We start from the raw sequence: 26,900 nt of genomic DNA, 5'->3' as shown, positions 1-26,900 counted from the left end.
TTTCCCCTATCAAGCGAATATCAAAATCCCGGACAGATCGAATGGAATACGTGTCCGCAGCTGTCGCGCGGCGCCGGATGGCTGCGTGATGACTTGCGGCGCAACGCAGCGCTGCATTTACACCGGCGCAACGCCGACGTAGTTCTCCGCCATCGCGGTCGCTGCGAAGCGCGACGTTGTAACGTACTCCAGCTCAGCGACCTGCAACCGCTGCTCGAACGGCGAGGCATCGTCGAGACGGTGCATCATGCGCGTCATCCACCAGGAGAAATGCTCGGCGCGCCAGATACGCTTCAACGCGGTTTCGCTATAGCTCGCGAGCAGATCGTGGCGATCCTCCGCGTAATACGCGCGCAAGGCATTCGAGAGAACGCGTACATCGGCGACCGCGAGATTCATACCCTTTGCGCCGGTCGGCGGCACGATGTGCGCGGCGTCGCCCGCGAGAAAGAGGCGGCCGTGCTGCATCGTGGTCGATACGAAACTGCGCATCCCGACAATGTTCTTCTGGAAGATCTTCCCGTCCACAACCTTCTGGCCATCTTCCGAATCGACCCGTGCATGCAGTTCGGCCCAGATCCGGTCATCCGACCAGTTCTCGACAGAATCCTTCGGGTCGCACTGAAAATACATCCGCTGCACGTGTGCTGAGCGCGTACTCACGAGTGCAAATCCGCGATCGTGACGGGCGTAGATCAATTCGTCCGACGAAGGCTTGCCCTCGCACAGAATGCCGAACCAGCCAAACGGGTACACGCGTTCGTAATCCTTTCGCAAAGCCTGCGGGATCGATGCGCGCGACACGCCTTGCGAGCCGTCGCAGCCAATCACGAAATCGCATTGCAGTTCGCACGCTTCGCCTTCGTGGCGATAGCGGATCGAGGGCGCCGTGGTATCGAGGCCATGCAGTGATGTATCGGAGACATTGAAACGCAGTTCGCCGCCAGCGGCCACGCGCGCGGCGACAAGGTCCTTGATCACTTCGTGCTGCGCGTAGACGGTAATCGAATGGCCCGTCAGTCCGGTCAGGTCGATGCGGCGCCGCCTGCCTTCGAACGCGAGTTCAAAGCCGTGATGCAGCGCACCTTCCGCCTGCATCCGCGCGCCCACGCCGGATTCGATGAGCAGATCCATCGTGCCCTGTTCGAGCACCCCGGCGCGGATAGTGGATTCGATCTGCTCGCGGCCGCGTGTTTCGAGCACAACGGACTCGATGCCGCGAAGATGAAGAAGATGGGAAAGAAGGAGGCCTGCCGGCCCGGCACCGATGATGCCAACCTGAGTGCGCATGTCTGTCTCCTGAATGCGGCGAATGATTTGCACCCAGTGTGACGAACACAGACCGTATCGCGCAACGCGATATCAGGGATATGCACTATCTGTTTTTGAGATACAGGTCGACAGCAGGTCAACGCGCTTTTACACGCGCCAACCGAAACCAGACGAAAAGCCCAGGACTCGAAAGCCTTCGGTAAAACCGCATCGTGGTTCAATGCAAAACGCTGCGGGCACCTTTCAGCGCCCGCAGCGAGGTCCGGTCTTACTGGCTGGCGGCCTGACCGATACCCGCCTTTTTCTCTGCCTTTTGCAGCTTGTCCGGATAGTTCGGATCGTTCTGCGACGGGTTGTAGCCCGCATCTTCGAGCTTCTTCAGTTCCGCGTTCTTCTTCGCGCGCGCCTGCTTTCTTGCGGCCTTTTTCTCCGCTTTGGTCGGACTGGCAGGGGTCGTTGCCGCAGCTGCGCCATTGCCCGGGGCAGCATCACTCGCGCCTTGAGCCATCGTCGAAGTCGCGAACCCGAAGCTCAAAGCTGCCGATACGAGCAGGAGCGTCACGCTTTTTGTGCAAGACATTGTCATGTTGGCCTCCACGCCAGGAACGATCGTTGAATACACGGAGCCTGACGGCTACTGCGAAGTGACCCAGGTCCGTGGCTCCCGTTATTTGCAACAGGACACAAAGGGCAATGTACACGTCCGCCCGGCATTGTGCGCACCCGCTGCAACCACGCCCTCATTCGCCGTATATACAGGCGGCGCGTATCACGCGACGTCCACCACGATCTTGCCTCGCGCGGTTCCGCTCGTGATCGCTTCGTACGCGCGTTCTGCTGAAGCAAGGTCGAAGCGTCGCGGATCGAGCCGCGGTGTGAGCTTGCCTGCTTCAACGAGACGCGTGGCATCGCGCAATATCGCACCATGATGCGCCCGGCGCTCGCCGCTCAGTAGCGGATGCAGCGTAAACACGCCCGAATAGCTGGCTTCGCGAAACGAGAGCGGCGCCAGTGCATGCGTACCCCAGCCCAACGCGCTCACCACGTGACCAAAATGCTTCACCGCCGCGAACGACGCGTCCAGCGTCGCGCCGCCTACGGTATCCACCACGACATCGAAACCCGCGCCTTCTGTCAGCGACGCCACGTATTGCTCGACGGACTGCGCACGATAGTCGATGGCTGTCGCACCGAGGCGCGCGACAAGGTCGAGATCGCGCGAACTCGCCGTGGCGAACACCTTCGCGCCCAGCGCGGCCGCGAGCTGTACGGACACATGTCCGACGCCACCCGCGCCGCCTTGCACCAGCACCGTTTGACCCGCCTGCACGCGCGCCCGGTCGACGATGCCCGAATACGCCGTGATGAACACAAGCGGCAGCGCAGCCGCTTCGCGCATGGTCAACGTGGCAGGCTTCAGCGCAAGCAGGTCCGCATCGACGGCCGCGTATTGCGCCAGCGATCCCTGGATACCGCCGACGCCACCCGTCATCCCGTACACCTCGTCGCCGGGCTTGAATGCGCTGACGTCCGCGCCGACCGCCTCGACAGTACCCGCGAGGTCGATGCCCAGTACGAGCGGCAACGGATGCTTCGCGTGCGCAGCGCTACCGGCGCGGATCTTGGTGTCGAGCGGATTCAGCCCGCTTGCCGCGATGCGCACAAGCACCTGACCGCGCGACGGTTCGGGTTTCGAGAGATCCGTCATTTCGAGCGGACCGTTATAGCGATTGAGGACGAGTGCCTGCATGGACATGATGTTTTCCCTGTTGAAGGAAGGAGGAGATGCATCCATACTGGTTCATGCGAAACAGCATGTAAATCTACGTTTTTGCATGACCGCCAAACGAAAATGACTGGCCACAATCCTGAATGGAATGACGTGCGGATCTTCCTTGCTATCGCGCGCAGCGGCACGCTGGGCGCGGCGGCGAAGCAGGTCGGCCAGACCCAGCCGACGATGGGCCGCCGGCTGCGCGCGCTGGAAGAAGCGCTTGGCCACGTGCTTTTCCAGCGTACCAGCGACGGCTTCGTCCTGACCGATGAAGGCACAGCCGTGCTCGCGTACGCCGAAAGAATGGAAGAAGAAGCGCTCGGCTTCACGCGCGCGCTTGCCGGCAGCGATGCACAGTTGACCGGCGTTTTGCGCGTATCGTCTTCGGACTGGTTCGGCGTCCACGTATTGACGCCCGTATTCGCGAGATTTCTGGCCCGGCACAAAGGCGTCTCCCTTGAACTCGTGACGGATTCGCGCCCCTACAACCTCGCGCGTCGCGAAGCCGACCTCGCGTTTCGCATCACCCCCTTCGACGAACCCGATGTCATCCAGCGCAAGCTGATGCACATGGATTACGCCTTATACGGGCGCAGCGATCTCGTCCCGCCGCGCGCAGGCGACGGCGAAGGTCACACGCTCATCAGCATGGATAGCGCATTCGATGTCTTGCCTGACGTCGTGTGGGTCAAACGCATGCTGCCGAAAGCAACCATCGCATTCGGCAGCAACAATCGCGGCGCACAGGCGCGTATGTGCGCGGAAGGAGGTGGCTTTGCCGTGTTGCCCTGCCCGCTTGGCGATACGACGCCGGGCCTGCAGCGCATCGATCTGGGCGAAACGCCGCCGGGACGCGATGTCTGGTTCGGCTATCACCGCGACCTGCGTCGCGTCGCGCGACTTCGCGCAATCGTCGATATGACCGTCGAGGCGCTGGCCAACGTTTGATGCATCGCTACGCAGCGCGGCGGTTGCACGCAGGGGTGCTCATGGACGCACATAAGGCGAACGCGCAGGCTCATTCCTTACGCGCCTTGCGTCGACGTTTTGGCGCGCCCGCGCCGCATATCCCAGCAAAGCCGTTTCGGACGTAGCAACATCGTCGCCCGGCAAAGCTTGCATCAGATACAATCATCGGCGAGCGCTGTACCTAAGCGACATCCCAGCCTACCGCCGACATCGGGGACAGCGTTGAGCACGAATCGATATGCAGGCAAAGGAAAGCGTTTCGCCGGGCGGGTCTATCGTCTGCGCATGATCGGCCTCGGTATCGGCTTTTTCTGCGTCGCATCGGTTTTCTATCAGCTGCATGCAAGCCTCTGGCTGTGGGCATTACTCGTCTTTCACGGTTTTATCTGGCCTCACGTCGCGTATCGCGCGGCGCTGACCTGGCAGATTCCGTATCGCGGCGAACGCTGCAATCTGATGATCGATTCGATCTTCGGCGGCCTGTGGGTGGTCGCGATGCGCTTCAATCTGCTGCCATGCGTGTTGATTCTCGCGATGCTGAGCATGGACAACATCGCGGCCGGCGGCATGCGTTTCTTTCTGCGTGGTGTTGTCGCGCACTTCTCTGGTTTTGCGATTGGCGCGCTGACGCTCGGCCTGACGTTCGAGCCGCAATCGCAGATGCCGACGGTTATCGCATGTGTGCCGTTTCTGGTGCTGTACCCGCTTGCGCTCGGCTGGTCCACCTACCGCATGTCGCAGAAACTGGCGTCGCACGCGCGCGAATCGGAACGCCTGAGCCGTACCGACGGGCTGACAGGTCTGTGGAACCGTCGCCACTGGGAAGACCTGCTTGCCATCGAATTCGAACGCTGCCGCGCGGGTGGCGCGTCATGCTGCCTGCTGCTGCTCGATCTCGATCACTTCAAACGCGTCAACGACACCGAGGGCCACGCCGCCGGCGATGCGGCGCTGCGCAGCTTCGCGCATTTTCTGCAGATGACGCTGCGGCCCGGCGATATTGTCGGCCGGTATGGTGGCGAGGAATTCGCCGTCATTCTGCCGGGGCTGAAACTGGCGGATGCGCAACCGATGGTCGAATTGCTGCTGCTCGATCTGCGCCTGCGCACCGGCAACCCTGACCGCGCGCTGCGCTGCACGGCGAGTGCCGGCCTCACCTGCTACCGGCCCGGCATGACCGATTTCACGGCCTGGATGATGGAGACTGACCGCTGTCTCTATGCGGCGAAAGCGAAAGGCCGCGATTGCGTCTTCGTGTCGGGCGAGCACGGCGCCTACTCGTCGAAGCCTGGCGCGCAAGTATCCATGACGCACGCCGACAGTCATTTATCGTTGTAGGCGCAAGCAGTTCACATTGCAGGCCCGACTGGATGTACGCCGGCGTGCAACGATCGGGTACAACACATTCCGGCGGCGTAGCCAGCGAAGCGGGCTGCGCCGAAGTCGTCACCAGTCCCTGCACGGCTGGCCAGTTCCTCGGCGTCACGAAGAGGTCCGCGGCAATCATGGCGCGGGCCGCTCTTCTGGTACGTCGCTAGTCACAACAAGTTCGTTGTCGATCAGTTGCAGCTTTAGCGGATTGTCGGGCGAGAGCGCCTTTTTAGGGAACACGCGGCGCCAGTTACCACCTCCCGCCGAGTCGCGGAAGAATGCAACGACGGCGACATACTGCGTGTCAGCGCGTATCGGCTGAGACAGGTTGACCGCTCCTCCAGGCGTGACAATCGCGCTCGCTGTATCCAGCAGATCCTGGGCGAGCACCGTGCGGTCGTTCTGCAGCAGGTCATCGTAGGAAGCGACATCGAACGCCTTGCGGTCCTTCAGCTGGTAGATTCGTACCGCGACCGACAGCGGCTCTCCGGCTGCCCCGCTGTTCAACGCGGAACGCGCGCTCAGGTCAACGTTCAATGTCTTGACTGTCTTGTGAAACACGGCGTTGTATGTGCTCGCTGTGCCTTCCGAGACGGACTGCCATGCTCCGCAGGCCGACAGAGTGAGGCACAAACCTACGACGACCACTACAGGAAATGTCCGCACGGATTCTTCGTGATTCATGCGTTCAGCGAGTCGTCGCGATCGAGATTTTGAGAATGCCCGCAACACGTGCAAAATCTGCTCAAACCGTGGCTTCTTCGTCAGTTCCATTCAACGCTTTCTCCGTGATATTTTCAGCCAACGTGGCACCATCGTCCTGTGTCAGAGCTGCCACCGTCTGCTCATGGTTGTTCTGATAGACGTTCCGATAGCGCAGGTAGCCGCCCGTAATGTCCTGTGGCTCCATCTTCTTCGGAATGCGGAATCCTGCGCGCGAATCGTGCAAGTAGCCATTAAATAGCTTTTCTACTCCAACGGGCACTTCGGCGTTCTCGATTACTGCCGAAAACAGCTCGCGCGTTTCGCTGCTGCCAGGACGGTGCTCCCACGCGTATTTTGCTGCCACGACAGGTGACAGCAGATTAAGGAGTGCGTCAGTTCCTGCCGTTTTCAGCGGAGATTGCAGGGTGGCGCGAATTGCATTCACCTGTTCAGCAAGACCGTTCTGAGCTTCCTTCAGCTGGTCCCGGTCATCGGTTGTGGCGTGATTATAGAAATCGCGGTTTTCAAGATCCACTTTGGCCGGCAGCGCTTTTCGCCACTGCAGATACTGGCGCGTGTGCTGGTGAATCACATCAAGCACACCATCATTGCCTGATGCGTTCGTGTTGATACGGCTATCGCTCCAGTACGCCTTGTACGCCGCAAGCAGATCGGCCGGTATGTCAAACTGCTTCTTGAGCGCCTCGAATCCTTTACTATTGATTTCGTCGCGTGAGTGCAAAGGCACACCAGCCTTGAGGGCCTCGTAGTACATGTCGTTCAACGGAATCTGTGACAACTGCCCGGATTTACCCTGCTCGGTAGGCAGATAGCCACCGCCCACATCTGAGTGCATGCCGGGATAGGCTATCTGCCGCACGTTGTCGACCATCTCCAGCGGAAAGCAGGCGCGCTGCTCGTGCAGCGCAATGAAATGGACACACTGCTCCACTATTCCCGGAATGGACTGCGTACCATCCGCCCATGCCATATGGCCGTTCACACCGGGTATCATGTTTGGAACGCCTACCGACGCGACCGTATCGAACAGGCCAAGAAAATACAGGCGCAACGGAACGCCCGCCAGTGTGTAGTAACCACCGTCATCGCGCTTCAGCAACTCACTCAACCAGTTTGCAAACGCGCGGGCTTCTGCCGCACCGCGCGAGAAACCTAACACCGCGACGTTGACGGAAGTGACCTTGCGCTGGCTGCTTTTGAGGACCGCAGCGAGCCTGTCTTCCCATTGACGCAGAGCAGCAATACGGCGTTGCTTTTCCATTGCCATGTTCGCGAGCGTCTGACCTAACTTTGTACCCAGATTAGTAATGGCGGGGGTGGCCAGCGTCTGCCCGAGCGTGGTGCCAGACGTTGTGCTCGAACCGGAGCTGATGGAGTTCACGAGGACTTTGGCGACTGCGTCGTTGAGCAGAAGCGTGCCCGTGACGTAGTAGTGAACAGCGTTTAAAACCCGCGTGATGCCCCAGTTAATACGGTCGGCACCCATGTAGCCAGCACCCAGACCAAGCGTGCTACCGCTCTGGTTACTGTCACCAATCTCCTTGAATGGCGTGCCGACGCCAGAGATGCAGTAAGGAAAGAATCCAAGATCTGGATCAGGAGTCGCGGCGTTAAATAGCCGGGCGATATTGCTGTGCTTGTCGCGATCCCTTTGAGTGCCAGTGGTCTTCGGCTCAATCCAATCTTGGTTGTTGCCAGTGCCGTCGAAGAACAGGGTGACATACACCTGTCCCGGGCATTGCCCAGCCTCCTTCTTGTGGATGCAGTCCATCGCAGCCGCTCTTCGTGCCATGTCGCGCGGGGAAAGCTTGCGATAGCCATCTGCGGGCAAGGGTTCGGGAGCAGTGATCGTGTAAGACATGTTGATCGTCCTTGTTATTGTTCACATCCGAGCTTCGTCGCCCTTCAGCGGGTAGTTGGGGTGCCTAGGGCCGAGCATCGTGACAAACACCTTGATCTGACCATCGCGCAGAAAATGTACAGCAAACATGCCGCCATCCTCAGGCGTGTACGGGGGGACAGCGACAACACGGCTTTGAGGATGCTCGTCGTATTCATCCGTCCAGGTCACCGTCACTGTCATGTCGAATTTGTACTTCGCTGGCAGGGACACGCAGCAGGCAAAGCCTCCCTGTTCGTGCCTGGCGAGAAACGAGCTCCCTTGACTGTTGACTGAAAAACTGCCAATTGAGTGATCGGTATGGTTGTAGCCCACAACATCGAGGCCCATGGTGTCATCGGCTTCCGCATTGCGATGGACGAGCAAAGCAGTCGACAGTACGAGTATCACGACACATGCAAGAATTTTAAGTAGACGATACATTTTGCTATCCATATTATTTTCACATCCGGGCTTCGTCGCCTTTGAGCGGATAGTCTGGATTGCTCAAAAATACGAGGTCCGTGATGAATACCTTGATCTCGCCATTGCGCAGAAAGTGCACAGCAAATACCCCCGTGTCCTTTGGACCGAAGGTAGGAACAGCGACAGTACGACTTTGGGGATTCTTGTTGTATTCATCCGTCCACGTCACCTTTACGGTCATGCCGGGGGTGTATTTCGCCGGCAGGGACACGCAGCAGGAAAATCCTCCGCCACCCTCGTGTTTGCCGAGATACGAACCAGCTTCACCATTGACCGAAAAGCCACCGATATCGTGGTCGGTATGGTTGTAGCCCACAACATCGAGGCCCATGGTGTTGTCGGCTGCCGCATTGCGAAGGACGAGCAAAGCAGTCGACAGTGCGAGTATCACGATACAGGCAAGAATTTTTAGTAGACGATACATCTTGCTATCCTTATTGTTTTCACATGCGATCTTCGTCTCCCTTCAGTGGGTAGTCTGGATTGCTTATAATTACGAGGTCTGTAACGAAGACCTTGATATCACCGTTGCGCAGAAAATGTACCGCAAATACGCCAGTGTCTTTTGGCTTGAAAGGTGGCACAGGAACGGCCCGGATCTGAGGGTTTTTGTTGTATTCATCCGTCCACGTCACCGTCACTGCCATGCCGGGACTGTATTTCGCTGGGAGGGAAACACAACAGGCTTCGCCATGTTCTTCGTGCTTGCCAACATACGAGCCAACTTCGCCGTTGACAGAGAAATCGCCGATGTCGTGGTCGGTATGGTGGTATCCGACGACACCCAAGCCCATAGTGTCTGCGGCTGCGTGGCAATTGGAGAGCATAGTGCTCAAGAGCAAAAGCACTAGGCCACCAGCAAGTTTCTTCATTGTTGTCATGGCGCTCGATTTTTCACGGGTTCAGCGAGTCGTATCGCCCGAGGTTAATCGTTACCGTCTGGTTGGCGGCAGGTGTAAGCAACGCCGTCCAGGCAAGACGTGGTCGGTGCACGCCCGCCGGAGGTGGCCCGGCAGTCAGTGCGAGTTGCGGCGCATTTGCCGCGGGGATCTTCATGCACAGGATGGCGTCGGCCTTCTGGCCCAGATACACGGCCACCAGGCGCATCAGGTCGTCATGTAGCGGCTCGCCAGGCAGCAATGCATGAGTCTGCGCGGCATCGAGCGGCTGGATCGTGACGAGCACTGCCTGTGAATGGTCGAGCAGGCGGGAGCCGAGCACGTGCCCGTCGCCCAGACCACTCAGCGTCTTACCGCCCGCAGCTCGCAGCGGCGGCCGGGCCGTCAGCCCCTGGGGCGTCCCGACAGGCGTCCACACCGGATAGAACTCGCGCACCGCGACCTGTGCACCGTCCAGCAGGTATCGCACCACGCCCGCGAGCCCTTCGGCTGGGCGCGTGCGTTGCGTGAACAGCCCCAGCAGGGCCAGCAGTCTTGAAGGGGCGAGGCCCGACTTATGCGCCGCGTTACCGATCCCGAGACCCGCCAGACACAGCAGATAGTTCGAGATATCGTCGGTCCCGCCCGCACGGAAGCTGACCGGATAGTGGTATTTGAGCCAGGCGCGGTAAAGGAGCGTGACGACGCGATGGTTGAATATGTCGAGAAAGGCCATCGCCTTCTCGTGTCCTTCGCGCCGCAGCACGATGTCATCGATCAGGTGCGACGGCATCGTCGCGTTCACACCGTACAGCCCGAGGAAGGTCGTGCGCACCGACGGCGGCGCCTCCGGCCGCTCCTCATCGAACTCCACCCCCGCCACTTCGGAGCCTGGAAAGCCCACGCGTCCCTTGGGCCGGAATCGAACGGGTTCATGCTCCAGCGCGTCCTGCGAGCCGAAGCCCGGGAGCTCCGGCGTATGCAACTCGAGCAGCCGGCAAAGCTGGAAGATATTCATGCGCGGTGCGCTGGCCAGCACCGCGCGCACGAACGGCGCGAGCTTTGGCCTTCGCAAGCCCATGCCACCCATGCCGTAGCGCACGTCGTCCGCTTCGCTCATATCGGCGCCCGGTCCGACTTGCTCGCCGGCCATTCGATACGCTCCTGGGTCGGCAGACTGACGATCACCAGTTGCGTGAAAAGATTCACGTCGGCATACAGTTCGAAGAAACGGTGCAGCAGTTCCCCGAAAAGCATCAGGTCGCCTTCGCCCGAGAACGCGCGGCTGTCGAGCGTCACCTCGATCTGCAGGCCGCGTTCGACCGCCCCGCCCGTTACCTTGCGCAGGCCCTTGCGGGTGACCTTCTGGATGCCGTCAAGACGCCGCCGGTTCATTTCGCCGTCCGTCCAGTCGTAGAGCGCGAGCGTGCCGCGCAGCACTTCGGCATCGATCAGCGACAGATAGTTCGGCGCCAGATGCGAAAGCACCCGCCACTGGAAGCGGTCGCCCCTTGGCGGGTGCAATGGCAGGGTCGGCGACACGAGATTGCGCACGCGCGCTACGTTCGGTACGCCGCTCATCAGTTCGTTGATGCTGGCCTCGCGCAGACCCTTGCGCGGCAGCATCCCGTTCGTGCCGGTGACGCGCAATGAGAGCGTCTCGCGCGGCAGGTCTTCCGCGTTTTCCCATGCGTGGCCACCGAGCACCACCCACGTTTCGTAAAGCCCCTTCACCCCCTGCTGAACGCGCGTGTGATAGTAGCGCTCCGGTGCATCGTGCCGCAGCATGCCGCCGCGATGTTTGAAACTGGAGAACGGCACGTACTCGATGCGCGCCCCTGAGTCGTGATCGTGTGCGTCCAGGGCGTCGACCGAATACGTCTCGACGTGGCCGCCGTGACGCTGACGCGGCCGTACAGCGTATTCGGTTTCGTGGTGATCCACGCGGACCGGCTCCGCGTCGAGCCGGAACAGGTTGATGATCGGCGTGCAGAACAGCCGGATGTTCTTTTCGGAGAATCGCAGATCCGCCGGATACGTCTGGTTGAGCACGACTTCGACCTCGAATTCGGTGACGCTTGGGGCCAGCGCGGCGAGATCGATGCCGAAGAGATCAACGAAGAGGAATTTCTCAGGAAAGCTGAAATACTCGAGGAGAAGTTGATACCTGTACAAGGCCGTCACGAGCGGACAGACGCTCAAGTCGGTCGAGGTCAAGTGGTACAAGATCGACGACGCGGGCAAGGAGAAGGAGTACTTCAACACGAAGCTCGACAACGTGAAGATCGTCGCCGTGCGCCCGAAGATGCTCGACATCAAGGACCCGGCATACGAGAAGCACAACCACCTCGAAGAGGTCGAGTTGCGCTACGAAACCATCACGTGGTCGTACAAGGACGGCAATATCATCCACAAGGACACGTGGAACGAGCGCTCCTAAGCGACAGTCTCTCAGGAGGCCGGTACCGGCCCGACTGATCCCCGCATCGGTTGTGTGCCGACCGTCGTTTCGCCAGTTCACCCTGTGGACTGGCGTTTTTTGTTACCGGCAGACCTCTTCCCTGCCGCGCCCCAGGACCGGGTACCACCATGACGATGCGCGACACCACTCATCTGCTTCGCAAACTCAATCCGCATTGCGCGAGCGCGCTTGAAGCGGCCGCGAATCTCTGTAACGCGCGCCTTGCCAGTGAGATAACCGTCGAGCACTGGCTGCTGAAGCTCATCGAAGCAGGCGACGGCGATATTCCCGCGATCCTGCGCCGCTACGAGATCGACATTGACGCCGTATGGAACGCGCTGCTCACGGCGATTGACCGTCTGCCTCGCGAGCTGCGTGGCAAGCCGTCCCTTTCCCGATCACTCGCGAGTGTGCTCGAAAGCGCCTGGCTCCATACGTCAGCTGGTGATTCCGCGCAGCCGATCCGTTCGGCGAACCTGCTGCAGGCGGTTGCAGATGCGCCGCATGTGCTTCGCGCGACCGACGCCTGGCCGCTTCTGTCCGTGAGCTCCACCCAGATCCAGCTGCTGCTGCGTGAACTGGACCGGTATTCGGTTGAGGGAGTGCGGCACGATGCGGGGAACGCCGCGGAAAGCGAAGCACCTGTATCGCCCGACGGTGTTGCGGTGACAGACGGCGGGGCGCAACGGAAGGCGCCGCCCTCTGCTGGAGTGAACCGAAGCACAGACGGTGACGCCCTCGCCCGCTTCGCCATCGACCTGACCGAAAAAGCGCGGCGCGGCGACATCGACCCGGTCTTCGGCCGCGATCGCGAAATCCAGCAGATGGTCGACGTGCTCGCCCGACGTCGAAAGAACAATCCGATTCTCGTCGGGGAGCCGGGTGTCGGCAAGACCGCGCTTGTCGAAGGGCTCGCACTGCGCGTCGCTGAAGGCAGCGTGCCGAATGTCATTCGTGACGTGCGCATTCTCACGCTCGATCTCGGTCTGCTTCAGGCGGGCGCAGGTGTAAAAGGCGAATTCGAGCAGCGGTTGAAGAACGTGATTGACGAAGTGCAGGCCTCGCCCGTACCGATCCTGCTTTTTATCGACGAAGCCCACACGCTGATCGGTGCAGGCAACGCCGCCGGCGGCGCCGACGCCGCGAACCTGCTGAAACCCGCGCTCGCGCGTGGCGAGCTGCGCACGATCGCGGCGACCACGTGGGCCGAATACAAGGAATACTTCGAACGCGACGCCGCCCTTGAGCGGCGCTTCCAGGTCATCAAGGTCGAGGAGCCGGACGACGATGCGGCGTGCCTGATGCTGCGCGGACTGGCGAGCCGTTATGCGAAACACCACAACGTGCATATCCGCGGCGAAGCGATCGTAGCTGCGGTGAAGCTGTCGCGTCGCTACATCCCGGCGCGTCAACTACCGGACAAGGCGGTCGATCTGATCGACACGGCTGCCGCACGTGTGCGCATGGGGTTTGAATCGCCACCGCCGGACCTGCAGCGTGCCGCCGCAACGGTGACCGCGCTGGAACTTGAGCTTGCCACGCTCGATTCCGATCAGCAGGTTGGTGTGCCGGGACTGGCTGGCGAGCGTGAAACGCTGAACGAGGCACTCGCCGCGGCGAGAACAGAAAGCGAGCAGTTGCAGCAACGCTACACGCGCGAACTCGAACTGGTCGGTGGGTTGCTCGGCCATCGAGAAACTGGCAGCGACGCCGCAACGATCGAGGCCGCACAGCGTAATCTGTCAGATGCGCAGGGCAAGACGCCGCTGGTCTTCGCCGACGTCGATGCGCAGGCGATCGCGCGTGTCGTGTCCGAATGGACGGGTGTGCCTGTCGGCAATCTGGTTGAAGACGAACTGCGCAGCCTGCTGGCGATCGAACACGGCCTGGCCCAACGGGTTGTCGCACAGGACGATGCACTCGCCGCGCTCGCCGAGAGCCTGCGCACCGCCAGGGCAGGCCTGAAAACCGAACACGCTCCGCTGGGTGTTTTCCTGCTCGCCGGTCCATCCGGCGTTGGCAAGACGGAAACGGCTCTCGCGCTCGCCGACCTGCTGTTCGGTGGCGAATCGGCACTGACCGTCATCAACATGTCGGAATACCAGGAAGCCCACACGGTCTCGCAACTGAAGGGATCGCCCCCGGGCTACGTCGGCTATGGCAAGGGCGGCGTGCTCACCGAAGCGGTGCGGCAACGGCCGTACTGCGTGGTGCTGCTCGACGAAGTGGAGAAGGCGCACCGCGACGTGCTAGACCTCTTCTATCAGGTATTCGACCGCGGTGCGATGCGAGACGGCGAGGGCCGCGAGATCGATTTTCGCAACTGTGTGATCCTGATGACGTCGAATCTCGGCAGCGCGCAGATCGACGAAGCGACGGCGGATAATCCGGCCATCTCACAGGATGAACTGCTCGAGGCGATCCGTCCGCAACTCGTCGCGCATTTCCAGCCGGCGTTGCTTGCGCGCTTCCAGACGCTCGTCTACCGCCCACTGAAAGCGGCGGCGCTCGAATCCATCGTGAAACTGAAAATCGGCAAGGTGGCTGAGCGCCTGCGCCGGCAACATAACGTTGCGCTTTCGTGCGACGAGGCGCTGACGGCATCCCTCGCGCAACTGTGTCTCGCGCGGGAGTCCGGTGCGCGCAACGTTGACGCGCTCCTGAACCAGCGGATTCTGCCGGCAGTGTCGCGTGAACTGCTCGCCAGGATGGCCGATGGTCTGGCACCCGCCGAGATCCGGCTGTCGATGTCCCCCAAGGGGACTTCCTTCGGGGCGTCGGATGAAGGCAACCTCATGATCGATTTCGTCGACCGCGCCGACGGCGAACACAACGAAACGGTCGGTCATGTTCCTGCCACCGAAGCTTCGACCTGAGGTCAATGCGATGCCCGCCGGCCCCTCCCTCTACGACATGCTGCTCGGCCATATCGACGGCGAGCCGCTCGAAGCTCACGACGATAAAACGCTAGAAATCCTCAGCGTCCAGGCGAATATCCGGCGCATCCTGAACACGCGCGCCGGAGCGCTGAAGCACGTGCCCGACTATGGGCTCCCGGATCTCACCGACGTGTACAGGAATCTTCCCGCCTCCGTTCACGACCTCAGGAACCGGATGGAGGCAACACTGCTGAAGTTCGAGCCGCGTATCCGCGCAATTGATGTCGAGGTCGACGACAGGCCCGACCCCGGCCTGCTGGTCAGCTTCTGGATGACCTGTCACCTGAAAAAAGCGGGGCTCGTGCGTTTCGGGACCTATTTCGAGCCGCCTGGGCGTATGCGAGTGGAGCGCGCGCAGCCACTGAAGCCGGACCAGTGAGCGTGGGACAGACGCGTGTGATCTTCAATAACTGCCTCGAAGATCAGGGCAGCGCAACGCACGCTCGTTGATGCGCATTCTCGACGACGCGCATTGCATTTATGATGAGCACAGTCGACCCGCTTAAGCTTCCGCAGAGCCGTCCAGCTTCGCGGTGCCCAACCATCACGCCTGAAACCTGCTTCGCTGGAGATGCAATGCCGCTTCGTCTTCCTCCGCTTTCGTCGCTCCGATTCTTTGAAGCGGCCGCGAGACATCAGAGTTTCAAGCTCGCGGCAGCGGAACTCAACGTGACGCCAAGCGCTGTCAGTCATGCGATCGTCGGCCTTGAACAGGCACTCGGCGTCGAACTCTTCGTTCGCGAACCTCGTGGGCTTTCGCTCACATCCGAGGGCGCGGATTATCTGCCGTACATCTCCAAAGCGTTTGAGCTGATTGCGACCGGTACACAGCGTCTGCCCGACAGGCGGGCGCATCGCACGATCGCCGTGAGCTGCGCGCCCACCCTCGCGTCCCGCTGGCTATTGCCGCGACTGCACGCATTCCGCAGCCGTTGGCCCGACGCGAACGTGACCGTCGATACCTCGCGAAGGCTGGTCGAATTCCCCAACGATGGCTTCGATTTCGCAATCCGGTTGAGCCGCAAACCGGTTGCCGGCGCGACATGGCACCGGTTGTTCGGCGAACGCCTGGTGCCGGTGTGCAGTCCGGCGTACCGCGCTACGCTCATCGATAGCGAGGGCAACATCGATCTGCGTCGCGCAAAGCTGCTTCACGTCGATTCAGCAAGCGAAGACTGGCAGGCATGGCTGGACGGAACAGGCAGGCAGGATATCGAACCGTCAGGCGGCATGCGCTTCGATACCGTCCAGCTTGCGTACGAGGCCGCCGTAATGGACATGGGCGTGGCGATTGGAAGACGGCCGCTCGTCGATCGCGAACTCACTGCGAACGCGCTCGTCGAAATCAGTCCGGAGGTGATTGTCGCCGGCACCGCGTACTGGCTCGTGAGCGCGGAAGCCGCCGATCATCGCCCCGATCTCGCCACCTTCCGGCAATGGCTGCTCCAAGAAGCCGCAACCGTCGAAGACAATGCAGACACCTTCGCTGCTGTCGATCTGGAACCGCGCAGCGAAGATCCTGACCGAACCGCGCCCGCTTCCTGAATGTTCAGGTGAGCCACCCTCACCTGTCGTCAAAATCTTTTCCTTTGATGCCTCAGTCACCCGCTGCCAGTATTGGCGCGAGGAGGACTGAACGATGTCGACAGCACACTACACGCACCCTGCATCCCAGCAAACCCGCACCGCACTCGTGATCGTTGCGGCCGCACTCATCCTGAGTGCAGCGATGGGCGTACGCCAGACCTTCGGCCTTTTCATCGGCCCGTTCTCGTTTGACCGCGGCGTGCCTGTCACGCTCATCGCGTTCGCCATCGCATTGCACAACCTGGTGTGGGGATTCGCGCAGCCATTCGCGGGCGCGGCAGCAGACCGCTACGGATGCACACCGGTCGTCGCGTTCGGCGCGGCCGCCTTCGCGGGCGGCCTGGCCCTTGCGGCGCTGACGTCATCGCCTGCGTTGCTCGTCGTCGGCATGGGCGTGCTGGTCGGCATCGGAATCAGCTGCACGAGCTTCGGTGTGGTGCTCACCGCGGTCGGTCGATTGGCTTCCGCCGAAAAGCGCAGCGTGGCGATGGGGCTGGCGAGCGCGGGCGGCTCGCTCGGTCAGGTGCTCATGGTGCCGCTCGCACAGACGGTCCGGCAAACGTCGGGGATCGCATCGTCGCTTCTCGTGCTCGCGTTCGTGCTGATCGTGGCCGCGCCGCTTGGCGTGTTGCTTGATCGCCGGAATGGAGGCGCTGCGCCGCTTTCGGGGCCGCCCGCGTCGTCCTTGCGGACCGTCGTTGCACAGGCATGCCGGCATCGCGGATATCGCCTCCTGACCATCGGCTTCTTTACCTGCGGATTCCAGCTTGCCTTTATCGCCACGCACTTGCCGGGCTATCTGTTTCTCTGCCACATGCCCGTTGGTGCAGGCGCAACCGCGCTTTCGCTGATCGGCCTCTTCAACATGGCAGGCAGCTGGGCGTGCGGGTGGCTGGGCGGACGCTTTCGCCAGCAGTACGTGCTGGGCTGGCTTTATCTGATCCGGGGCGCCGCCATCGCGATCTTCTTCCTTCTGCCTAAAACAACGGTCTCGGTTGCCGTCTTTGCAGCGGTGATGGGTCTCACCTGGCTCGGAACGGTGCCACTTACTAGTGGACTCGTCGCGAAGGTATTCGGCACGCGTCATCTGGGCACACTGTTCGGCGTGTGCTTCCTCAGCCATCAACTCGGCTCGTTTCTGGGCGCGTGGCTGGGTGGATTCGTCTTCGATGTGACCGGTTCGTATTCGCTGATATGGGGCGCTACGGCCATTGCGGGGGTGTTTGCAGCGATGCTGCATTTTCCGATCGACGATACCGTCGTGGAGCATCCGGGCGCGCGGCCCGATCCGGCGCATGCATAAAGAAGCGCCAAGGTGACGGGCCGCGCTTCAATCGCTTAACGACGCGCCGCCTTCCGCGTCGGCATTGCGGGGCGCATGCAGGGTTCGGGTGTATGACGCGAGCATCGTCGCGAGTTGCTGGGCTGCTGGCGTCAGCGGCATCGACGCGCGCTGAAGCAGGCAGACGTCCTGCGGCGTCACACGTTCGCGCACGGGGATCGTCACCAGCGTTTGAGCGAAAAGCCCGCGCTGCGTGAGGATCGACGGTTCCAGCGAAAGACAGTCCGTCTGCGCGACAAGATGAAGCGCCTCGAACAGACCTTCGACGGTGGCAATGACCTTCGGCGGCGCAAGGCCGTGTTCGACGAACAGATCGGCCAGCCGGTTCGACGGCACGTCGCCGGCGGGGTTGGGAGACGGCGTCGCCACCCACGTGCAGTCCGCCAGTTCAGCCAGCGAGGTCGCCGATGCTTTCGGATGGCCGCGTCGGCAAACAATCACCGGATCGGACGGATACAGCGTCGTCACCGAGAGATCCGCTGTATCGCTCTCTTTCGATACCAGCGCCACCGCGAAATCGAGCGTGCCGTCGCGAATCCGCGAGATCATCATCCGCGACGTGCCGGTACGCAGACGCAACGCGACCTTGCCGAAACGCGCGTGGTATTCGGCAAGAACCGGTGCGAGCGCATCGATCAGCGGTTCAGTGGACATGCCGAACGAGACCTCGCCCGTGTAATCGCCGCTCAACTGCTGCATCTCCTGCTCGGCCCGCTCGCACTCACCGAGAATCGTCCCCGCCCGCAGCAACAGACGCTGGCCAAACGCCGTCAACGCGATGCCGCGATTGGTGCGCGTGACGAGCGTGGTGCCGAGCATCAGTTCGAGGTTCTGCAACTGATGCGTAATGCCGCTCTGCGCGATACCCAGCGCACGCGACGCCGCGCGGATGCTGCCATGCTGCGCGACCGCGGAAAACACGCGCAATTGGGAAAGTGTCAACGCCATAGGTCGCAGATCTGCGATCACATAAAGTGATCATGATAGCCCGGACTGCTCTTTTGCGATTCACCTCTATGCCTTAGCATGCGTGCACACACTCCCGCTATCGACCGTAACGAACCGCGGCGCAGGGCCACAACCCTGCAGTAAAGTGCCGCAACGTCTCTTTGAACGGAACACGCATGCAAAAGCAGACCACGCCCCTTCTGTCACCCGCCGTCGGCACGCACCGCGAACTGGTGAGTTTCCACTTTGGTCCCTCGTCGGATTCATCGGACAGCGGGCAAAAAATTTACATCCAGTCGGCGCTGCACGCGGACGAAACGCCTGCGATGCTCACGGCCGTTCTGCTGAAACGCCGTCTGCTCGAACTCGAAGCGGCCGGCGCGCTGGCCGCGGAAATCGTGCTGGTGCCGGTCGCCAATCCGGTCGGCCTCGGACAATACGTGATGGGACAGTTCATCGGACGCTTCGACCTGGCGAGCGGCAAGAACTTCAACCGTCACTTCCTGGAGTTTCCGACGCTCGCCGAGCGCGCGAAAGATCGGCTCGGCGCCGACGCCATGCGCAATCGCGACATCATCCGTGAACTGCTGCGCGAAGAACTCGCGCAGCAGGCGCCGCTGACCGAATTCGAATCGTTGCAACTCGCGCTGTTCAAGCAGTCGTTCGATGCGGACCTCGTCATCGATCTGCATTGCTCGCTCGAAGCCGTGATGCACGTGTACACCACCGAAGCCGCGTGGCCGTCGATCGAACCGCTTGCCCGCTATCTCGGCGCCGAAGCCTCGCTACTCGCCACCCACTCCGGCGGCCAGGCCTTTGACGAAGCGCACAGCCTGATCTGCTGGAATCTTCAGCAGCAGATGCCTGCCGGCAAGCCCGTACCGGATGGCACGCTCGCGGTCACGGTCGAATGCCGCGGACAGCGCGATGTGTCGTACGCCGTTGCGCAGCAGGACGCCGACGCGATCATCGATTACCTCATGTCGCGTGGGGCGATTCGCGGTGAGCCGAAAGCGCTGCCGCCGCTGCCTTTTCCCGCGACTCCGCTCGCCGGCAGCGAGCAGTTTTATGCGCCTGTCAGCGGCATCGTCGTGCATCGGGCGAAAATCGGCGACACGATCCGCGCGGGCGATCCGCTGTTCGACATCGTCGATCCACTGACGGACGAGACGACCACGATCAGCAGCCACACGGATGGCGTCCTCTATATGCGGCGTGCCATCCGCTTCGCGACTGCGGGCGCGCCGCTTGGGCGCGTCACGGGCACGCGTCCGGTGCGTACAGGCGTGCTACTCGGCGCATAGACCGCGTTATTGAGTGTCGTCGCCTTCATAGAACGTTCTTCCGCTGCCTGAGCGCCCTGAACCCGCGGCTACACCCCCATAGGCGCTATCTTGCCCATTGCGGGCATCCAGACGACGCTCAGCTGCCTGAACGTTCTCCGGATAGGCGGTGGAGTCGGACGTCGACGGGTTGTAGCCGGCGTTCTCGATTTCAATCAGTTCCTGCCGCACTTGCGCGCGGCTAACGGATGATTGTGACTGAGCATGTGAGGAAAGAGGCGCAGCAAGTACTGCCGCGATCGCGGCAGCTTGAAAAAGACCTTTCATGATTGGCCTCCGAAGACCCGTTGTAGCGTAAACCCTTTATCTTAACGCTACATACAGTGCGCAGTACGGCGCATGCCTGGATTCCACGGAAGCGATTGATTACAGTCGAGGACGCACGCGGTCGGTCGGGCGCTGTTCAAGCATGCATGCTTGCCAGTCGCTTCAATACCTGCACCTGTCCGTACCAGCGCTCGATCACGGTCTTGTGTTGCTGTAGCTGAAAACTGATTCCAGTCGTCAAGCGTGCATAGTCCACCCGCTGCGACTCTCCCGCCTCGATGGTCGCCACAAAACACGTCAGCGGAAAATTGCCGCAGGAAACCGGACGAGCATTCAACTGCAACTGATAGAAAGCTTCGTCGAAGACAAAAGTCAGTGCTGCACGCCCCGTCGAATGGACTGCGCGCGCGGTCCGTGAACTGGACCACAACGCGAAGCACAGCGCATGTGCGTCGGGCACGAAGAGTTCGCCAACACTCAGTAGCGAAGTGCGCACCCGGGCGCTCTCGTCGACGGCGAGCAGCGAAGCGGTGAAACTGCCCTTTGACTCGATGTCCATGCCGTCAAGAAGCGTTTGCAGCGCGCAAGGCCACGCGTCAAAATCGCCTCTTGCGGTTGATGTCGCATGCGGTACGTTGATGTCGACCATATAGGTAACCCGGGAGGCTAATTCACTTGTCAACGCAAACGGACCGCACGATTTCCTGCAACCCGTGCGTCTCGTCTTTTAAAAGTCATCGCAGCCCATTGCCGCGCGTCAGGGTGCGATCTCTTCGAGACTCCGCTCACGTGTCTCGATCATTTTCAAGGCGCCTAGCGCACCGACCACGCTCACGCCCGCAAACATCAGGAATACCGATCCGATACCCTGCTTGTGCAACAGCAGGCCAGCGAGAGAAGGTCCGACCGCCGATGCCAGGCGCAACCACGAAGTCGCGAGGCCGGTGCTGGTGGCGCGCATACGCGTCGGATAGACCTCGGGCGTGTACAGGTAAAGCACTGCGGCAATCGAGCCGATCAACCCGTAGCTCACCGTACCGAGCATCATCACGCCCCACACACTGTGCGCGCCGAACAAACCCAGGGCAGCCAGCAGCGCGGCCGCGACAACAAAGGCCGTGACCGTCCAGCTGCGACGTCCTACGCGATCAATGCTGTATGCACATACGAGCAGCAGCACCACCTGCGCGACATTTGTCATCGATGCAGCGCGCAACGCGGTTTGCAATGGCAGGTGATACACAGAGCGGTACAGCGTCGGCAACCAGTTGTTCAGGCTGTTGGCGACGAAAAAGGCGCTGGCCCACAGAAGCCACACGATCAACGTGCGGCTGCGATAAAGCGGCGACAGGACTTCCCGCCAGCCGGCCTTCGAAGCCGCTTCGGTTTTGTGTTGCTGCACGGATTGACCTGGTGCAATGCGCCGCTCGGTGCTTGCCTCCATTTCACGTATCACGGCTTCGGCTTCGGAGAGACGGCCCTTGCTGATAAGCCAGCGCGGCGACTCCGGAAGCCGCGACACTAGCGCGGCAATCAACAGCCCCGGCACCGCACCGATCCAGAACATGATCTTCCAGCCGATCGTCGGCACGAGCCACGCGCCGATTTGTCCGGTCGCCATGAGGCCAACCGGGAAGATCACCTCGTACAGCATGAAGTATTTGCCCCGGCCGCGCGCGTTGGAAAGTTCGCTGATGTAGGTCGCGGCAACCGGCATTTCGCCACCCACGCCTATACCCTGAATGAACCGGCAGGCGAGCAACATCGTGAAATTTCCACTCAGCGCACAACCGAGGCTCATCACGGACATAATGCCGATGGAGATCGTTGCGCTCCTGATTCTGCCGTGGCGTTCGGCGTACCAGCCGAAAATCAGCGCACCGACGAACTGCCCGATGTAGCTGGCGCCGATGAGCACACCGATCTGCAACGGTTCGATGTGCCATAAGCCGATCAGCACCGGGAGTACAAAGGCAATCGACAGGGCATCGAACGCGTCGAAAAAAGTGGCGCTGCCCACAATGATGCGAGCCTTCGTATGCCACCACGAGAACGGCACGCTTTCGATGCGTCGAATCAGCTCCGCTCTCGCCGACGATGCGCCAGCCATCGGTTCCCACGCCTGACTCCGGCTCACTGCGCTCTGCAACACGCCGCCTTCCTGCATCTCGGTCTCCTCATTCGATACCCGCTTATTGGTCGTCAGGCGGCCGGTCTGGTGCTGCCGGTGGTGCGAGACGCGCGGGATTTACCAAGCTTTTCGTATCAGTGCAGCGTGTAGGCGGCGGCCGCAGCGACCACCAGGATCGCGCCGGCCGCCCAGAGCCACACCTTGCGGTTGCCGATCGCCCTGGTGTCGTCGGCACCGCGCTGGGTGGCTGCGCTTGCACCCGGTATAGCGCTGCCTGCCATCGGCGTTGACCTGCGAGCGTCACCCGGCTGGCCGATCATCGCCCCATCGTCTTCGACTTGCGTTTGCGGACCCGTTACGGCCGCAGTAAAGCGACCGAAAAAGTCTTCCGCCATCTTTTTCGCCACGCCGTCGATCAGTCGCGCGCCGACTTGTGCAAGGCGGCCGCCCACCTGAGCATGCGATTTGTATACGAGCTTCGTACCCACGCCCTCGGGCAGCAAATCGACACGCGCGCCACCCTTGCCGAACCCGGCTGCGCCACCCGAGCCTTCGAACGTCAGCGAATAGGATTGGGGCGGCTGCAAGTCAGTCAGCGTCATCTTGCCCTTGAAACGGGCCTTGATAGGGCCGACCGAAGCAGCCATCACCATCTGAAACTGATTCTCATCCACACGTTCGAATGACTCGCAACCCGGCACGGAGGCCTTCAGGATCTCGGGGTCGTTCAATGCCGCCCATACACGTTCTCGCGGCAGCGGCAAGATTTGTTCGCCAGTCAGTTCCATTTACAGCTCTCCTTTTCCTTCCCCGGACATCGCCGGGGCAGGCGAGCCCCTCGCAGGGCGTTGCGATCAAGCATGGTTGGGTGTTGAAGCTTCCGGGTGACGCGCCAACGGTGCCGGGTCGATTACGCCGTCACCGCGGCTCGCTTGCCGGCCCGCACGTGCAGGTGAATCACCTCATCGAACATCGGCGCTGCATCAGCCGGCTAGCCCAGGATGTGTTGCCACTTCGCGCGCGTTTTTTCCTGCAGTTCCTTGCTCGCTTCCGCGACTTCCGGAAACTCCTTGAGGAAGTCATAGGGACGACATGCGTCGATAATTGCCTTGGCGTTGAACGGCGCCTTGTAGGGATTGGCGATCGACATCGGGTCGTTCTTGGATCCCATGCCTCTCTTGATGATGTCGATATCGATATCCGGATCGGTGCGCGTTGCCACCGCCCACATGACCTCCTGAAGATTCGACGGGTCGATATCCTCGTCTACCACGATCGAATAGCGCGACATATAAGCGCCGACGCCGCACTGGCTGAGGATGTGCCCAGCCTGGCGAGCATGTCCCGCATAGCGCTGCCTGATCGACACCACGTTAAACATGCGCGCGCCGCCAATCTCGTGTGCCCACACACCTTCGACGTCGGGCACGCCGGCAGCCTGCAATGCGTCGAGCAGCAGCGCCGAGCGCATGACCGCCTTCGAATAGGAGTAGTCGTTAGGCGGCTTCGCCGGCGGGCTGCCCATGATGATCGGATCGTTGCGATAGTAGATGCGCTCGATCGTCACCACGGGCGCGGTTTCCGCCTTGCCCGGGTAATAGCCGTGAAACTCGCCGAACGGGCCTTCGATCTTCACGTCGCCCGGATGCGCGTACCCTTCGATGACGATCTCCGACGCGCTCGGGAACGGCAGACCGGTCAACTGGCCGTGTACGACCGACACCGGCTGCTTCAGGATCGCGCCGACATAGTTCAGTTCGCACATGCCAAACGGCACTTCGATGCCCGATATCAGATAGCCGAGCGGATCGCAGCCGATCACGATCGCAACGGGAAATGGCTTGCCGGCCTTCATGTGCTTGTCGTACTGGATCGCACCGTGCTTGCCGGGGATCATGTCGAGTCCGACATGATCCCTGTCGTGAATCATCACACGGTACGTGCCGACGTTGACCCAGTCCGAGTCGAGATCCCTGGTGACAACCAGGCAGCCGGTGCCGATATAGCGGCCGCCGTCTTTCTCGTGCCACAGCGGCGACGGAAACGAAAACAGATCGACATCGTCACCGGATTGCACATTCTCGAAGATGGGCCCGTTGGCAACGGTGACGGGTTCGTATTCCGGGGCCTGCGACTGCCATTGCTTCGGCCTTCCCCGCAGCGTCTCTACGAGCCCCCGATGCGTGGACTCATGACCGATGCGCAGGATCGAGGACAGACGCGCCGGGCTGGCCGTGCTGCAGGTCAGCACCCGAAAGCCCTTCGGGTAGCCGGGAATATCATCGAACAGCAGTGCAGACGGCCGCTCTTTCTTCACATTGAGCTCGCTTATCGCGCCGAGTTCGAGATTCCAGTCGGCTCCCGACACCTCGGTCAGCTCGCCAAGCGAGCGTGCCTCCTCGAGCCAGGCCCTGAGGTCGAGCGAATGGGTCGTCGACGTACTTGTCACTTTCTCGGTCTCCTTGATATTCATGCGCGTCATGCGCTGCCGCAGCGGATACGCTGCCTTGTTGCTCTATCGCTTCTCGAATGGAACATTGAAGCAATCGCAGGACGGGCGCAAACGACCATCTTTCATGCTCGGGATGAGATTCTTTCATGCGCGGGCGAGGCGACATGGGGGCGGCGCGCCGCTCAGTCGCTTCCGCTGCTCCCGCGCGCCAGCTGTTCCCGCCTTGCACGGCCACCGGCGTATTTGAATGTGCCCTGTGCGGTCGCGATGAGCGTCGTGGAGTCGATCCACGCCTCGCCACGCGCGAAGAAAATCGACTTGCCCTTGCGTTCGAGGAAACCTCGCGCAATGACCGTGTCGCCGAGGCCTTTGTCGAGGAAGTTCAACGTCAGCGACAGCGTCACGCCGTGAACCGGCCGCTGCGGATCGGGACTGTAAAGGCCCGCATATCCGCAGGCAGCATCGAGCAGCGTTGCGATCACACCGCCCTGCAGCACGCCCTGTCTGTTCAGCAACGCAGGATGAAAGCAGACACAAAACTCCGCAAAGCCTTCGCGCCACCCGGTACGTGTGGCGCCCAGGCTCGCCAGGAAGGGGTTATCCAGCACATCGATATTCAAAATTGTTCTCCACACCCGCTACCTGGAAGGCCTTCGTGCGCGCCGCTTCCAATCTGTTGTCCGCGCGTCGTGAATATCGCGTGTCACGGGTCGCGGCGAATCCGTCCCCGAGCCATGCATCAATTCAAGCGCGCCTGCAACGCACGCCCAGCGCGCCGCACGAATGCGCCCGCTCCGACGTAAGGGCTATCCTGGCTGATCAGCAGCGCCAGGTCGCGCGTCATGGTGCCGGCTTCGACCAGTTCGATGCACGTCCGCTCGAGTGTCGCCGCAAAGTTCATCACATCGGGCGTCTCGTCGAGGCGGCCCCGCTGCCAGAGCGCCCGACTCCACGCAAAGATCGTCGCGAGCGGATTGCTCGATGTCGGCTCGCCTCGCTTGTGCTGCCGGTAGTGGCGCACCGCCGTACCGTGTGCTGTCTCCGTCTGTATGCAACGCCCGTCGGGCGACATCAGCACGGACGTCATGAGGCCTGGAGATCCGTAGCCCTGTGCGAGATAGTCCGACTGCACGTCGCCATCGTAGTTCTTGCAGGCCCAGAGATAACCACCCGACGATTTAAGGCTGAACGCAACCATATCGTCGATCAGACGCGGCTCATAGACGAGCTGCGCCGCCTCGTACGCCTGTGCGAACTCTTCAAACACCTCGGCGAAGATCTCCTTGAAACGTCCGTCGTACTGCTTGAGCACGGTACCCTTGTGTGAGAAGTAAACGGGGTAGCCCCTCTGCAGCCCGAAGTTCAGGCACGCGCGAGCGAATCCGCGAATCGACTCGTCGAGGTTGAAGAGGCCGAGCGCCACGCCAGCACCCGGGAATTCGTGAATGGTCTGAACGAGCGGCTCGCCGCCGTCAGCCGGTTCGAACACGAGCTTCATCGTGCCGGCGCCGCCCACGACTATTTCCTTCGCACGGTACTGCTCGCCGAACGCATGACGCGCGATCACCACCGGCTGGCTCCAATGCGCGACGAGGCGCGGGACATTGACGCAGATAATCGGCTCACGGAATATCGTTCCGTCAAGCGCGTTACGGATCGTCCCGTTAGGCGACGGATAAAGCCGTGCGAGTCCGAACTCCTGCTGCCTTGCGCGATCCGGCGTGATGGTCGAGCACTTCAACGACACGCCGTATTCCTTCGCCGCCTGTCCGGCTTGCAGTGTCACCTGGTCGTCCGTCCTGTCGCGGTTGCCGATGGAGAGATCGAACTGGATGAGGCTCACGTCCACGAACGGCAGGATCAATTCATCGCGAACCCATTGCCACAGGACGCGGGCCATCTCGTCGCCTTCCATCTCCACGAGTGGGGTCCGGACCTTCACTCTTGCGATAGTCATGGTTTTCCGAATTCAGAATGGTTGATGCGTTAGCGTCTGTGAAGGCGTTACCTCGAGGAACCACGGTTCGTCATTCAATGCGTTGGGCAGCAAGATCGAAGAGTGCATGAGCGCTTTC

At 61.3% G+C, this 26,900-nt stretch carries 24 protein-coding genes and 2 pseudogenes; 8 read left to right on the top strand and 18 right to left on the bottom strand.

The features are described from left to right. Nucleotides 1-117 precede the first annotated feature (117 nt). The 3 genes from P3T21_RS03065 to P3T21_RS03055 form a co-directional block, all read right to left on the bottom strand. Nucleotides 118-1,290 (bottom strand): 4-hydroxybenzoate 3-monooxygenase, encoded by a 1,173-nt coding sequence (locus P3T21_RS03065; RefSeq protein WP_429254438.1) that lies wholly within the window; start codon nt 1,288-1,290, stop codon nt 118-120. Between the two features lie 250 nt (nt 1,291-1,540). Further along, nucleotides 1,541-1,858, bottom strand: a complete 318-nt coding sequence (locus tag P3T21_RS03060; protein ID WP_429254437.1) for a hypothetical protein — start codon at nt 1,856-1,858, stop codon at nt 1,541-1,543. A gap of 183 nt (nt 1,859-2,041) precedes the next feature. Further along, the gene (locus tag P3T21_RS03055; protein ID WP_429254436.1) at nt 2,042-3,028 is read right to left on the bottom strand and encodes a zinc-dependent alcohol dehydrogenase family protein; all 987 of its coding nucleotides are present in this window, start codon (nt 3,026-3,028) and stop codon (nt 2,042-2,044) included. A gap of 96 nt (nt 3,029-3,124) precedes the next feature. On the opposite strand from P3T21_RS03055, the gene P3T21_RS03050 reads away from it, so the two are divergent. Next, nucleotides 3,125-3,994: a LysR family transcriptional regulator gene (locus P3T21_RS03050; protein WP_429254435.1), complete on the top strand. Its 870-nt coding sequence runs from the start codon at nt 3,125-3,127 to the stop codon at nt 3,992-3,994. A 243-nt stretch (nt 3,995-4,237) separates the two neighbouring features. After that, nucleotides 4,238-5,353 carry a diguanylate cyclase gene (locus tag P3T21_RS03045; protein WP_429254434.1) on the top strand — a complete coding sequence of 372 codons (1,116 nt, stop codon included), beginning with the start codon at nt 4,238-4,240 and terminating at the stop codon, nt 5,351-5,353. Between the two features lie 165 nt (nt 5,354-5,518). Here the strand turns inward: P3T21_RS03045 and tssJ are convergent, their stop codons facing one another. The 7 genes and pseudogenes from tssJ to tssF all read right to left on the bottom strand — a co-directional run. Continuing rightward, nucleotides 5,519-6,070: a type VI secretion system lipoprotein TssJ gene (gene tssJ / locus P3T21_RS03040; RefSeq protein ID WP_429254433.1), complete on the bottom strand. Its 552-nt coding sequence runs from the start codon at nt 6,068-6,070 to the stop codon at nt 5,519-5,521. Between the two features lie 61 nt (nt 6,071-6,131). Beyond that, nucleotides 6,132-7,973: a T6SS phospholipase effector Tle1-like catalytic domain-containing protein gene (locus P3T21_RS03035; RefSeq protein WP_429254432.1), complete on the bottom strand. Its 1,842-nt coding sequence runs from the start codon at nt 7,971-7,973 to the stop codon at nt 6,132-6,134. A 21-nt stretch (nt 7,974-7,994) separates the two neighbouring features. Then, nucleotides 7,995-8,435 (bottom strand): DUF3304 domain-containing protein, encoded by a 441-nt coding sequence (locus P3T21_RS03030; protein ID WP_429254431.1) that lies wholly within the window; start codon nt 8,433-8,435, stop codon nt 7,995-7,997. A gap of 19 nt (nt 8,436-8,454) precedes the next feature. Next, nucleotides 8,455-8,901, bottom strand: a complete 447-nt coding sequence (locus tag P3T21_RS03025) for a DUF3304 domain-containing protein (protein WP_429254430.1) — start codon at nt 8,899-8,901, stop codon at nt 8,455-8,457. Nucleotides 8,902-8,920: 19 nt separating this feature from the next. Next, nucleotides 8,921-9,358, bottom strand: coding sequence for a DUF3304 domain-containing protein (locus P3T21_RS03020; protein ID WP_429254429.1), 438 nt, complete (start codon nt 9,356-9,358; stop codon nt 8,921-8,923). A gap of 13 nt (nt 9,359-9,371) precedes the next feature. Beyond that, the gene (gene tssG / locus P3T21_RS03015; RefSeq protein WP_429254428.1) at nt 9,372-10,508 is read right to left on the bottom strand and encodes a type VI secretion system baseplate subunit TssG; all 1,137 of its coding nucleotides are present in this window, start codon (nt 10,506-10,508) and stop codon (nt 9,372-9,374) included. Then, nucleotides 10,472-11,521 (bottom strand): annotated as a pseudogene (tssF, locus tag P3T21_RS03010) (type VI secretion system baseplate subunit TssF); the annotation flags it as partial. The gene tssG and the pseudogene tssF, both read right to left, overlap by 37 nt. On the opposite strand from tssF, the pseudogene tssD reads away from it, so the two are divergent. The 5 genes and pseudogenes from tssD to P3T21_RS02985 all read left to right on the top strand — a co-directional run. Further along, a pseudogene (tssD, locus tag P3T21_RS03005) lies at nt 11,520-11,795 on the top strand (type VI secretion system tube protein TssD); the annotation flags it as partial. The pseudogenes tssF and tssD overlap by 2 nt on opposite strands. A gap of 149 nt (nt 11,796-11,944) precedes the next feature. Then, entirely contained in the window at nt 11,945-14,692 is a 2,748-nt protein-coding gene (gene tssH, locus P3T21_RS03000; RefSeq protein ID WP_429254427.1) for a type VI secretion system ATPase TssH, read from the top strand. A 10-nt stretch (nt 14,693-14,702) separates the two neighbouring features. Continuing rightward, entirely contained in the window at nt 14,703-15,134 is a 432-nt protein-coding gene (gene tssE, locus P3T21_RS02995; protein ID WP_429254525.1) for a type VI secretion system baseplate subunit TssE, read from the top strand. A gap of 197 nt (nt 15,135-15,331) precedes the next feature. After that, the gene (locus P3T21_RS02990) at nt 15,332-16,300 is read left to right on the top strand and encodes a LysR substrate-binding domain-containing protein (protein WP_429254426.1); all 969 of its coding nucleotides are present in this window, start codon (nt 15,332-15,334) and stop codon (nt 16,298-16,300) included. Nucleotides 16,301-16,394: 94 nt separating this feature from the next. After that, a complete protein-coding gene (locus P3T21_RS02985; protein WP_429254425.1) occupies nt 16,395-17,645 on the top strand; it encodes an MFS transporter in 1,251 nt (416 codons plus the stop codon). A 27-nt stretch (nt 17,646-17,672) separates the two neighbouring features. Here P3T21_RS02985 and P3T21_RS02980 read toward each other — a convergent pair whose 3' ends face one another. Beyond that, nucleotides 17,673-18,632 (bottom strand): LysR substrate-binding domain-containing protein, encoded by a 960-nt coding sequence (locus P3T21_RS02980; RefSeq protein WP_429254424.1) that lies wholly within the window; start codon nt 18,630-18,632, stop codon nt 17,673-17,675. 176 nt (nt 18,633-18,808) lie between these two features. On the opposite strand from P3T21_RS02980, the gene P3T21_RS02975 reads away from it, so the two are divergent. Continuing rightward, nucleotides 18,809-19,936 (top strand): succinylglutamate desuccinylase, encoded by a 1,128-nt coding sequence (locus P3T21_RS02975; protein ID WP_429254423.1) that lies wholly within the window; start codon nt 18,809-18,811, stop codon nt 19,934-19,936. Nucleotides 19,937-19,942: 6 nt separating this feature from the next. Here the strand turns inward: P3T21_RS02975 and P3T21_RS02970 are convergent, their stop codons facing one another. From P3T21_RS02970 to P3T21_RS02940, 7 genes are all read right to left on the bottom strand, one after another. Beyond that, entirely contained in the window at nt 19,943-20,242 is a 300-nt protein-coding gene (locus P3T21_RS02970) for a DUF4148 domain-containing protein (RefSeq protein ID WP_429254422.1), read from the bottom strand. Nucleotides 20,243-20,378: 136 nt separating this feature from the next. Further along, complete coding sequence (locus tag P3T21_RS02965) at nt 20,379-20,891, bottom strand: hypothetical protein (RefSeq protein WP_429254421.1); 513 nt, start codon at nt 20,889-20,891, stop codon at nt 20,379-20,381. A 108-nt stretch (nt 20,892-20,999) separates the two neighbouring features. After that, nucleotides 21,000-22,409 (bottom strand): MFS transporter, encoded by a 1,410-nt coding sequence (locus P3T21_RS02960; RefSeq protein ID WP_429254420.1) that lies wholly within the window; start codon nt 22,407-22,409, stop codon nt 21,000-21,002. A 98-nt stretch (nt 22,410-22,507) separates the two neighbouring features. After that, nucleotides 22,508-23,161 carry a CoxG family protein gene (locus P3T21_RS02955; RefSeq protein WP_429254419.1) on the bottom strand — a complete coding sequence of 218 codons (654 nt, stop codon included), beginning with the start codon at nt 23,159-23,161 and terminating at the stop codon, nt 22,508-22,510. Between the two features lie 203 nt (nt 23,162-23,364). Then, nucleotides 23,365-24,846, bottom strand: coding sequence for a UbiD family decarboxylase (locus P3T21_RS02950; RefSeq protein ID WP_429254418.1), 1,482 nt, complete (start codon nt 24,844-24,846; stop codon nt 23,365-23,367). Between the two features lie 161 nt (nt 24,847-25,007). Continuing rightward, nucleotides 25,008-25,445 carry a PaaI family thioesterase gene (locus P3T21_RS02945; protein ID WP_429254417.1) on the bottom strand — a complete coding sequence of 146 codons (438 nt, stop codon included), beginning with the start codon at nt 25,443-25,445 and terminating at the stop codon, nt 25,008-25,010. Between the two features lie 119 nt (nt 25,446-25,564). Continuing rightward, a complete protein-coding gene (locus tag P3T21_RS02940) occupies nt 25,565-26,782 on the bottom strand; it encodes an NADP-dependent isocitrate dehydrogenase (RefSeq protein WP_429254416.1) in 1,218 nt (405 codons plus the stop codon). Nucleotides 26,783-26,900: the final 118 nt, after the last annotated feature.

This window comes from Paraburkholderia sp. GAS334 (genome assembly GCF_050436625.1).
Classification (GTDB): Bacteria; Pseudomonadota; Gammaproteobacteria; order Burkholderiales; family Burkholderiaceae; genus Paraburkholderia.
Note: the sequence above shows the minus strand (reverse complement) of the source record. Positions and strands in the feature narration are given on the sequence as shown.

Bases quoted from the DNA above. Each gene is read 5' to 3' on its own strand.
- P3T21_RS03060 (WP_429254437.1), bottom strand. From the start codon at position 1,858: ATGACAATGTCTTGCACAAAAAGCGTGACGCTCCTGCTCGTATCGGCA.
- P3T21_RS03025 (WP_429254430.1), bottom strand. From the start codon at position 8,901: ATGTATCGTCTACTAAAAATTCTTGCCTGTATCGTGATACTCGCACTG.
- P3T21_RS02965 (WP_429254421.1), bottom strand. From the start codon at position 20,891: ATGGTCGACATCAACGTACCGCATGCGACATCAACCGCAAGAGGCGAT.
- P3T21_RS02975 (WP_429254423.1), top strand. From the start codon at position 18,809: ATGCAAAAGCAGACCACGCCCCTTCTGTCACCCGCCGTCGGCACGCAC.
- P3T21_RS02980 (WP_429254424.1), bottom strand. From the start codon at position 18,632: ATGGCGTTGACACTTTCCCAATTGCGCGTGTTTTCCGCGGTCGCGCAG.
- P3T21_RS02970 (WP_429254422.1), bottom strand. From the start codon at position 20,242: ATGAAAGGTCTTTTTCAAGCTGCCGCGATCGCGGCAGTACTTGCTGCG.
- tssH (WP_429254427.1), top strand. From the start codon at position 11,945: ATGACGATGCGCGACACCACTCATCTGCTTCGCAAACTCAATCCGCAT.
- tssJ (WP_429254433.1), bottom strand. From the start codon at position 6,070: ATGAATCACGAAGAATCCGTGCGGACATTTCCTGTAGTGGTCGTCGTA.
- P3T21_RS02960 (WP_429254420.1), bottom strand. From the start codon at position 22,409: ATGCAGGAAGGCGGCGTGTTGCAGAGCGCAGTGAGCCGGAGTCAGGCG.
- P3T21_RS03065 (WP_429254438.1), bottom strand. From the start codon at position 1,290: ATGCGCACTCAGGTTGGCATCATCGGTGCCGGGCCGGCAGGCCTCCTT.
- P3T21_RS03035 (WP_429254432.1), bottom strand. From the start codon at position 7,973: ATGTCTTACACGATCACTGCTCCCGAACCCTTGCCCGCAGATGGCTAT.
- P3T21_RS02990 (WP_429254426.1), top strand. From the start codon at position 15,332: ATGCCGCTTCGTCTTCCTCCGCTTTCGTCGCTCCGATTCTTTGAAGCG.
- tssG (WP_429254428.1), bottom strand. From the start codon at position 10,508: ATGGCCGGCGAGCAAGTCGGACCGGGCGCCGATATGAGCGAAGCGGAC.
- P3T21_RS02955 (WP_429254419.1), bottom strand. From the start codon at position 23,161: ATGGAACTGACTGGCGAACAAATCTTGCCGCTGCCGCGAGAACGTGTA.
- P3T21_RS03050 (WP_429254435.1), top strand. From the start codon at position 3,125: ATGACTGGCCACAATCCTGAATGGAATGACGTGCGGATCTTCCTTGCT.
- P3T21_RS03055 (WP_429254436.1), bottom strand. From the start codon at position 3,028: ATGTCCATGCAGGCACTCGTCCTCAATCGCTATAACGGTCCGCTCGAA.
- tssE (WP_429254525.1), top strand. From the start codon at position 14,703: ATGCCCGCCGGCCCCTCCCTCTACGACATGCTGCTCGGCCATATCGAC.
- P3T21_RS03020 (WP_429254429.1), bottom strand. From the start codon at position 9,358: ATGACAACAATGAAGAAACTTGCTGGTGGCCTAGTGCTTTTGCTCTTG.
- P3T21_RS03030 (WP_429254431.1), bottom strand. From the start codon at position 8,435: ATGTATCGTCTACTTAAAATTCTTGCATGTGTCGTGATACTCGTACTG.
- P3T21_RS02950 (WP_429254418.1), bottom strand. From the start codon at position 24,846: ATGAATATCAAGGAGACCGAGAAAGTGACAAGTACGTCGACGACCCAT.
- P3T21_RS02940 (WP_429254416.1), bottom strand. From the start codon at position 26,782: ATGACTATCGCAAGAGTGAAGGTCCGGACCCCACTCGTGGAGATGGAA.
- P3T21_RS02985 (WP_429254425.1), top strand. From the start codon at position 16,395: ATGTCGACAGCACACTACACGCACCCTGCATCCCAGCAAACCCGCACC.